The 8,166-nt window shown below is 64.7% G+C and carries 7 protein-coding genes and 1 pseudogene; 6 read left to right on the plus strand and 2 right to left on the minus strand.

Translation table 11 applies throughout. The annotated features are described in order from the left end of the window. A pseudogene (locus WA702_RS14350) lies at positions 1-188 on the minus strand (ABC transporter substrate-binding protein); the annotation flags it as partial. A gap of 45 nt (positions 189-233) precedes the next feature. Further along, the gene (locus tag WA702_RS14355; RefSeq protein WP_425111198.1) at positions 234-1,784 is read right to left on the minus strand and encodes an acyl-CoA synthetase; all 1,551 of its coding nucleotides are present in this window, start codon (positions 1,782-1,784) and stop codon (positions 234-236) included. A gap of 242 nt (positions 1,785-2,026) precedes the next feature. On the opposite strand from WA702_RS14355, the gene WA702_RS14360 reads away from it, so the two are divergent. The 6 genes from WA702_RS14360 to WA702_RS14385 form a co-directional block, all read left to right on the plus strand. Beyond that, on the plus strand, positions 2,027-3,163 hold the full coding sequence (locus tag WA702_RS14360; RefSeq protein WP_425111204.1) for an acyl-CoA dehydrogenase family protein: 1,137 nt from the start codon (positions 2,027-2,029) through the stop codon (positions 3,161-3,163). 98 nt (positions 3,164-3,261) lie between these two features. Beyond that, complete coding sequence (locus WA702_RS14365; protein ID WP_425111199.1) at positions 3,262-4,431, plus strand: acyl-CoA dehydrogenase family protein; 1,170 nt, start codon at positions 3,262-3,264, stop codon at positions 4,429-4,431. Further along, on the plus strand, positions 4,431-5,087 hold the full coding sequence (locus WA702_RS14370; protein ID WP_425111200.1) for a glutathione S-transferase family protein: 657 nt from the start codon (positions 4,431-4,433) through the stop codon (positions 5,085-5,087). The genes WA702_RS14365 and WA702_RS14370 overlap by 1 nt, the downstream gene beginning before the upstream one ends. A gap of 252 nt (positions 5,088-5,339) precedes the next feature. Continuing rightward, positions 5,340-6,149 (plus strand): helix-turn-helix domain-containing protein, encoded by an 810-nt coding sequence (locus tag WA702_RS14375; protein WP_425111201.1) that lies wholly within the window; start codon positions 5,340-5,342, stop codon positions 6,147-6,149. An 81-nt stretch (positions 6,150-6,230) separates the two neighbouring features. Continuing rightward, a complete protein-coding gene (locus WA702_RS14380) occupies positions 6,231-7,097 on the plus strand; it encodes a 3-keto-5-aminohexanoate cleavage protein (RefSeq protein WP_425111202.1) in 867 nt (288 codons plus the stop codon). 131 nt (positions 7,098-7,228) lie between these two features. Continuing rightward, on the plus strand, positions 7,229-8,166 hold a 938-nt coding region (locus WA702_RS14385; RefSeq protein ID WP_425111203.1), incomplete at its 3' end, for a carboxyl transferase domain-containing protein.

Raw genomic sequence — 8,166 nt, forward strand, 5'->3', positions numbered from 1 at the left:
TCGGTCTTGCCGATGACGCCGTAGGCGGAGGCCGGCCCGCTATAGGCCTCGACATTGCCGATCTTGATCTCGGTGTCGCTCGCGCCGGTATCGTACTTCTTCTGCGCGAATGCGCCTTGGCTCGCCACCACCGTGAATGCGGCCACCGCCGCGAGCCGGGACAATGTCTTGGTCGTGATCGACAGCATTCCTTGGCTTCCTCTGTTTGAAGTGACTTTGAGAAATCGGCTTGGTCACGACGCCTCTCGCACGAGGTCGGCGCGTGAGGCGGTGGAGAAGGTCTGGCGCAGGGTCGGCTTGTGGATCTTGCCGGTGGCGTTGCGCGGCAGCGCATCGACGAAGCGGATCAGGCGGGGGCATTTGAAGCGGGCGAGATTGGCCGCGCAATGCGCGCGGATCTCGGCTTCGCTCAGGACGCTGCCGGCCCTGATCGCAATGATGGCAAGGCCGGTCTCGCCCCATTGCGGGTCGGGGATGCCGATCACGGCGGCTTCTGCCACCGCCGCGATCTGGTGCAGCACGTTCTCGACCTCGGCCGGATAGACGTTCTCTCCGCCGGAGATGTACATGTCCTTCCAGCGGTCGACGATGTAGTAGAAACCCTCGTCGTCGACGCGGGTCGCGTCGCCGGTGTGCAGCCAGCCGTCGGTGAAGGAGGACGCATTGGCGTCCGGCCTGTTCCAATAGCCCGGCGTGACGTTCGGCCCCTTGACCCAGAGCTCGCCGAGTTCGCCGGCCTCGGCATCGCTGCCGTCAGGCCGCACGATCCGCACCTCCGTGTGCAGCACCGGCTTGCCGGCCGAGCCGGCCTTGCGGGCTGCGTCCTCGCGGTCGAGCGCCAGCACGGCCGGTGACGTCTCGGTCATGCCATAGCCCTGCTGCAAGGCGACGCCGCGGGCTTCCCAGGTGTCGAGCAGCGGGATCGGCATCGGCGCGCCGCCGACGCCGCCGATCACCAGGCGGCTGAAATCGGCTGATGCGAACGCCGGGTGCTGCGCCATGAACTGGTAGATTGAGGGCACGCCGAAGAAGACGTTGATGCGCGTTGCGGCGTCGCTGATGAACGCCAGGGCGGCGCCTGGATCGAAGGCGCGCATGATCAGCACGGTGCCGCCGGCATGCAGCACCGGATTGGTGTAACAATTCAGCCCGCCGGTGTGGAACAGCGGCAGCACCGTCAGCAGCACCGATGATGGTGTGATGTAGGCCAATGCGCCGAGATTAACGCAGTTGATGAACGTCATGCCGTGGGTGATCATCGCGCCCTTCGGCCGTCCGGTCGTGCCGGAAGTGTACATGATGGTCGAGACGTCATCGAGCGTCACCGACGCGACCTTCGTGAGCGGCGTAGCGGAGGCGATCGCCTGCTCGTAGGAGCCGTCGGGGCCGTAGCGCAGCGTGCCGGGGATGCTGCACAGCCGGCTCACCGCGAGCGCCGTCTCGGCGAGATCGTCGTCATGGATCATCAGTTGTGGCGCGGCGTCGCCGACGATGAATTGCAACTCCGGCACGGTGAGACGGCTATTGAGCGGAACGAAGATCGCCCCAAGCCGGAAGCAGGCGAACTGCACCTCCAGTGTATCGGTCGAATTCAGCGCCAGCACCGCAACGCGGTCGCCATTGCCGATGCCGTGCGCGTCACGCAGATGCCCGGCCAGACGCGCGACCCGCGCGTTCAGCTCGGTGTAGGACCAACGCCTACCGCTGCCGAGATCGACCACGGCCGTCTTGGCGGGTGTCCGGCGCGCATGATGCGCAATCCAGTCGTAATACCGCACTGGCACGGTGGTCCCTCCTGCTTCGGGCGGTCTGGCGCCGCCGTTCTTGAAGCGTTGTGTCGGCTCTTTTTGTTTTGCCGAAGTGGGCCGGGACCGGGGGCGTTCTGTCTTGCGTTGAGTAGCTGGCACGGGGATAGCCGTCATCACGCTCTTGCACCATTTTCGGCATCAGCCACTGAACGCAAGTTGACGCCGCTGGCGTCCGCCATCCTGCAGGTCGAGCGAAGCAGCCGTGGGACATGCCGCGTATGACCAGCCCGTTCTACACGGCCGAGCACGAAGCCTTTCGCGCGGTGGTCACGCGCTTCGTCGCGCGCGAGATTGCGCCTTACGCCAGCGCCTGGGACGAGGCTGGCGAGTTTCCCCGCGCGCTCTATGCCAAGGCGGCCGAAATCGGCCTGTTGGGGCTCGGTTTTCCCGAGGAGTTCGGCGGCGTGCCGGCCGACCAGTTCATGAAAATCGTGGCGTCGCAGGAGCTGGCGCGGGCCGGTGCCGGCGGCATCAGTGCGAGCCTGATGAGCCATACCATCGGCGCTCCGCCGATCGCGCGGGCGGGCCGGCCCGAGGTGAGGGTACGGGTGTTGCCCGGGATTTTGTCGGGACGAAAGATCTCCGCGCTCGCCATCACCGAGCCGAGCGGCGGCTCCGATGTCGCGGCGCTGCGCACCAGGGCGCGCCGCGATGGCGACCATTACATCGTGAGCGGCGAGAAGACGTTCATCACTTCGGGTGTTCGTGCCGATTATCTGACCGTTGCGGTACGCACCGGTGGCGCGGGCGCTGCCGGCGTCAGCTTGCTTCTGGTCGACGGCGATACGCCGGGCCTGACGCGAACCAGGCTCGACAAGATGGGCTGGTGGGCGTCCGATACCGCTTCCCTGCATTTCGATGACTGCCGGGTGCCGGCTGAAAACCTGCTCGGCGAGGAAGGTCAGGGCTTCAAGCTGATCATGCAGAACTTCAACAGCGAGCGGATGGGCATGGCGGCGGGCTGCACCGCCTATGCCCGTGTCTGCCTCGACGAGGCGATCGCCTATGCCAAACAGCGCCAGACCTTCGGCAAGCCGCTGGTGCAGCACCAGGTGATCCGCCACAAGCTGGTCGACATGGCCCAGCGTGTCACTGCGTCGCAGGCCATGCTGGAGATGCTGGCGTGGCGGCTCGAGCAGGGCGACAATCCGGTCGCCGAGATCTGCATGATGAAGAACCAGGCGACGCAGACCATGGCCTATTGCGCCTCCGAGGCGGTGCAGATCTTCGGCGGCCTGGGCTTCATGCGCGGCGTCAAGGTCGAGCGCATCTATCGCGAGGTCAAGGTCAATGCGATCGGCGGCGGCACCGAGGAGATCATGAAGGATCTTGCCAGCCGGCAGATGGGGCTGTGACACTTAGTTTTGGACGCGTCATTCCGGGGCGCGCGTAAGCGCGAACCCGGAGTCCAGACGCAATAAATCACATCGAGATTCCGGGCAGGGAACGAAAAATGCTCTTCACCGCCGACCATGCCGAACCACGCCGCATTCTGCAGAAGTTCATCGCGGCCGAGATCAACCCGCATGTCGATGACTGGGAGGAGGCCGGCATCTTTCCGGCGCATGAGCTGTTCAAGAAGCTCGGCGATCTCGGTTTCCTCGGACTGAATAAGCCGGTCGAATATGGCGGGCAGGGGCTGGATTATTCCTACGCGCTGGTGATGGCAGAGGAGCTCGGCACCATCAATTGCGGCGCGATCCCGATGGCGATCGGGGTGCAGACCGACATGGCAACGCCGGCTTTGGCGCGGTTCGGCTCCGACGAGGTGCGCAAGGAATTTCTGGCGCCGGCGATCGCGGGCGATTATGTCGCCTGCATCGGCGTCTCCGAGCCGGGCGCAGGCTCCGACGTCGCCTCGATCAAGACGGCCGCACGCTCCGATGGCGACGACTACGTCATCAATGGCGGAAAGATGTGGATCACCAACGGCGTACAGGCCGATTTTATCTGCCTGCTGACCAACACCGGCGACGGGCCGGTCCACCGCAACAAGTCGCTAATCTGCGTGCCGATGAAGAGCAAGGGTGTGCAGGTCGCGCGCAAGCTCGACAAGATGGGCATGCGTTCGTCCGACACCGCGCAGATCTTTTTCGATGATGTGCGGGTGCCGAAGCGCAATCGCATTGGCGCCGAAGGCGAGGGCTTCATCTATCAGATGCTGCAGTTCCAGGAGGAGCGGCTGTGGGCCGCAGCGGCCTGCCTAAAGGCGCATGAAACCGTGATCAACGAGACCATCGAATACACCCGCAGCCGCAAGGCTTTCGGCCGCAGCATCCTCGACAATCAGGTGGTGCATTTCCGCCTCGCGGAGCTGCAGACCGAGGTCGAGCTGTTGCGCGCGCTGACTTATCGCGCCGCCGAGGCCCTGATCGCGGGCGAGGATGTGACGAAGCTCGCCACCATGGCCAAGCTGAAGACCGGCCGGCTCGGACGCGAACTTACCGATGCCTGCTTGCAATATTGGGGTGGCATGGGCTTCATGAACGAGACGCCGGTCAGCCGCGCCTATCGCGACACCCGCCTCGCCTCGATCGGGGGTGGCGCGGACGAGGTGATGCTGAACATTCTCTGCAAGATGATGGGCACATTGCCGGGCGCGAAGCAGAAGGGACACGCCTGATGATCACGCTCTACCATTGCGACGGCGCCCGCTCGTTCCGCCCGCTGTGGATGCTGGAAGAGCTCGGCTTGGCGTACGAGTTGAAGATGCTGCCGTTCCCACCGCGGGTGCTGGCGAAAGAATATCTCGCGCTCAATCCGCTCGGTACCATTCCGCTGATGATCGACGGCGACAGCAAGATGACGGAATCCTCCGGCATTTGCCATTATCTCGGCATGAGATACGGCCCGACGCCGCTGATGGTCGATCCCACCGAGCCGGCCTATGCCGCCTTCCTGAACTGGATGTATTTCTCCGATGCGACGCTGACCTTTCCGCAGACGCTGGTGCTGCGATACAGCCAACTCGAACCGGAGGAGCGGCGCTCGGCGCAGGTCGCGGCCGACTATGCCAAGTGGTTCCTGGGGCGGCTGCGCGCGGTCGACGCCGCGACTGCGAATGCCGAAACGTTGTGCGCAGGCCGCTTCACCGCGGCCGATATCGTGATCGGCTATGCGCTGCGGTTGGCGGACAGCCTCAAGCTGGCCAGGGATTTCGGCCCGAATGTCGCGGCCTATTGGGCGCGGCTGCAGCAACGTGAGGCGTACCAGCGCGCGTTGCAGGCCGAGCAGCGTGCTGGCGTGGAGCAGGGTGTGAAGCCGCGCGCGAGGGGGTAGTTTGTGACGATGTCATTCCGGGGCGATGCGTCAGCATCGAACCCGGAATCTCGCGCAACAATCTCAGGATTCCGGGTTCGGTCGCTGACCGCGACCGAACCGGAATGAGACGCTGCGTAGCGGTGCTACCCTTCTCACCGAGGCAGTTAACCGCTGCAAAATTTGCGTGTGGTTGCCCATGACAGGGCTGCGATTTGCGCTATGGTTCTCGCCGACAAAGCGGCCGACAGAGCTGCCCCAGGAGGAACCACCATGGATGTGAGCTGCGGCCGGGACTCCGGCCATCTGATGCTGATCACGCCGGACCGCGTCTTCTATGCCGGGCTGCTCGGCCGCCCGCGCCAGCGTTGTTCGGGTGCCTTTCATGTCTATGTCGCGCTCGCCGGGAATTTGCGGCTCACATCTGATAGCGGTGAGATGCAGGAGGGCGAGCTGCTGATGGTGCAGCCGAACTGTCAGCACACCATCGAAAGCGACTACCGTACCGTGCTCGTGGTCTGGATCGAGCCCGAGAGCGTGCCGCCCGGTACGCTCGACCGGCTGGCGAATCAGATGTCGAAGGATCCCGCAGGCTTCGCCCGCTGCCTCCGTGCCGCTTATACGGAACTGCTGCAGCGGCCGCTGAGCGGCGAGGTCGCCAGCCCGAGCTTCGATCGCCTGTGCCTCGGCGAGGCGCTGCCGCAGCGCACGCTCGATCCGCGCGTGGTCAAGGCGATCGCGCTGATCAATCGCTTCTCGGGTGAGCCAGCAACGGCCGAGAGCTGCGCGGCGGCAGTCGGCCTTTCCACGTCCCGCTTCCTGCATCTGTTCAAGGACGAGACCGATATCTCGTTCCGCTCGTTCCGGGCCTGGAAGCGAGCGCGGCATCTGCTCAACTTCGCCAATCAGGATCTCAATCTCGCGCATCTGGCGCAGGACATCGGCTATCCCGACTCGACCCATTTCAGCCATTCGATCCGCCGCTTCTATGGCCTGAAGCCGCGCGCGATCTTCTCAGGTTCGCGCGATCTCGCGATCTATCGCAGCGGTGAAGCGCAGGCCGAGGTGGCCATAGCGCGTTGACGCAAGCACCGCCTCTCGGCTGTTTCGCATGATAGCAGGCGGTCGCGAGGCGGCCGCAGGCATCATGGTCAGAGCACCTGCATGAGCGACAAGGCCGTCATTACCTGCGCGCTGAACGGCGTGCTCACCGATCCCAGGCAGCACAATGTGCCGGTGACGCCGGAGGAAATGGCGCGCGAGGCGAAGCGCGCGTTCGACGCCGGCGCCGCCATCATGCACATCCATCTGCGCCAGCAGGCGCCGGGCAAGGGGCATCTGCCGTCGTGGGACGTCAGTGTCTCCCGCGAGATCCAGCAGGCGATCCGCGAAGCCTGTCCCGGCGTCATCATCAATCATACGTCCGGCGTATCCGGGCCGCACTATCATGGCGCGCTCGACTGCATCCGCGAGACCAAGCCGGAAATCGCCGCCTGCAATGCAGGCTCGCTGAACTATCTCAAGGTCAAGGCCGACAACAGCTGGGCCTGGCCGCCGATGATGTTCGATAACTACGTTGAGAAGATCCAGGATTACCTGAATGCGATGGAAGACGCGCGCACGATTCCGGAATTCGAATGTTTCGATGTCGGCATCGTGCGCTGCGTCGGTATGTTCCGCCAGACCGGCATGTATCAGGGACCGCTGGAGTATAATTTCGTGATGGGCGTCGCCTCCGGCATGCCAGCCGATCCGGAACTGCTGCCGATCCTGTTAAAGCTGAAGCTGCCGCAGGCGCATTGGCAAGTCACGGCGATCGGCCGTGCCGAGATCTGGCCGCTGCATCAGCGCTGCGCCGAGCTCGGCGGCCATCTGCGTACCGGCCTCGAAGATACGTTCTATCTCGGCGACGGCACCAAGGTCACTTCGAACGGCCAGCTGATCGAGGCGATCGCAGCCTGTGCGCGGCGTGCCGGGCGCGAGATCGCGACATCAGCGGAAGCACGGCAGATGTTCGGGACGGTGAATTGACGGCGACGCCGTCATTCCGGGGCAGCCTGCGCGACAGGCGCGGGCTGAACCCGGAATCTCCATCCGCATAACTTCTGGATTCCGGGTTCGCGTCTTCGACGCGCCCCGGAATGACGGGGCAAAATCATCACATGGCCGTCATCGATAACACCGTCTCGCCCGCGAGCGCCGCGTTCCAGGCCAATCGCGACGGCATGCTCGGCCTGATCGCGCGCATGCGCGAACTCGAGGCGCGCACGCGCACCGCGTCCGCGGCGACGAAGCATCGCTTCCATCAGCGTGGCCAGTTGTTGCCGCGCGAACGGGTGGCGCTGGTGCTCGATGCCGGCGCGCCGTTCCTGGAGCTGTCGACGCTGGCCGGCTACATGTTCGATGTCCCTGACGCCGCGAAGAGCGTTCCGGGCGGCGGCGTCGTTGCCGGCATCGGCTTCGTCTCAGGTATCCGCTGCATGGTCTCGGCCAGCGATTCCGGCATCGATGCCGGAGCGCTGCAGCCCTACGGGATCGACAAGACCTTGCGGGTGCAGGAACTCGCCTTGGAGAACCGGCTGCCTTACGTCCAGCTGGTCGAAAGCGCAGGCGCCAATTTGCTGCGCTACCGGGTCGAGGATTTCGTCCGCGGCGGCAACATCTTCCGCAACCTGGCGCGGCTATCGGCCGCGGGCCTGCCGGTGGTGACGGTGACGCACGGCTCGTCAACCGCCGGCGGCGCCTATCAGACCGGCCTCTCCGATTACATCGTGATGGTACGCGGCCGTACAAGAGCCTTTCTCGCGGGGCCGCCGCTGCTGAAGGCTGCAACGGGTGAGATCGCGACCGAGGAAGAACTCGGCGGCGCCGAGATGCACACCTCGATCTCTGGGCTCGGCGATTATCTCGCCGAGGACGATCGCGATGCGCTGCGCATCGCGCGTGAGATCATGGCGGCGCTGCCGTGGGATCGCCCGGCTGGCAAGCCACAATCGGTGATGCCGCCGCGCTACGACCAGGAGGAATTGCTCGGCATCATGGCGATGGACCACAAGCGTCCAGTCGACATGCGCCAGGTGATCGCGCGCATCGTCGACGA

Origin of the sequence: Bradyrhizobium sp. (assembly GCF_049798375.1) — a bacterium.
Classification (GTDB): Bacteria; Pseudomonadota; Alphaproteobacteria; order Rhizobiales; family Xanthobacteraceae; genus Bradyrhizobium.

Excerpts from the sequence above, each read along its gene's own strand:
- WA702_RS14360 (WP_425111204.1), top strand. The coding sequence starts at position 2,027 with ATGACCAGCCCGTTCTACACGGCCGAGCACGAAGCCTTTCGCGCGGTG.
- WA702_RS14365 (WP_425111199.1), top strand. The coding sequence starts at position 3,262 with ATGCTCTTCACCGCCGACCATGCCGAACCACGCCGCATTCTGCAGAAG.
- WA702_RS14370 (WP_425111200.1), top strand. The coding sequence starts at position 4,431 with ATGATCACGCTCTACCATTGCGACGGCGCCCGCTCGTTCCGCCCGCTG.
- WA702_RS14375 (WP_425111201.1), top strand. The coding sequence starts at position 5,340 with ATGGATGTGAGCTGCGGCCGGGACTCCGGCCATCTGATGCTGATCACG.
- WA702_RS14380 (WP_425111202.1), top strand. The coding sequence starts at position 6,231 with ATGAGCGACAAGGCCGTCATTACCTGCGCGCTGAACGGCGTGCTCACC.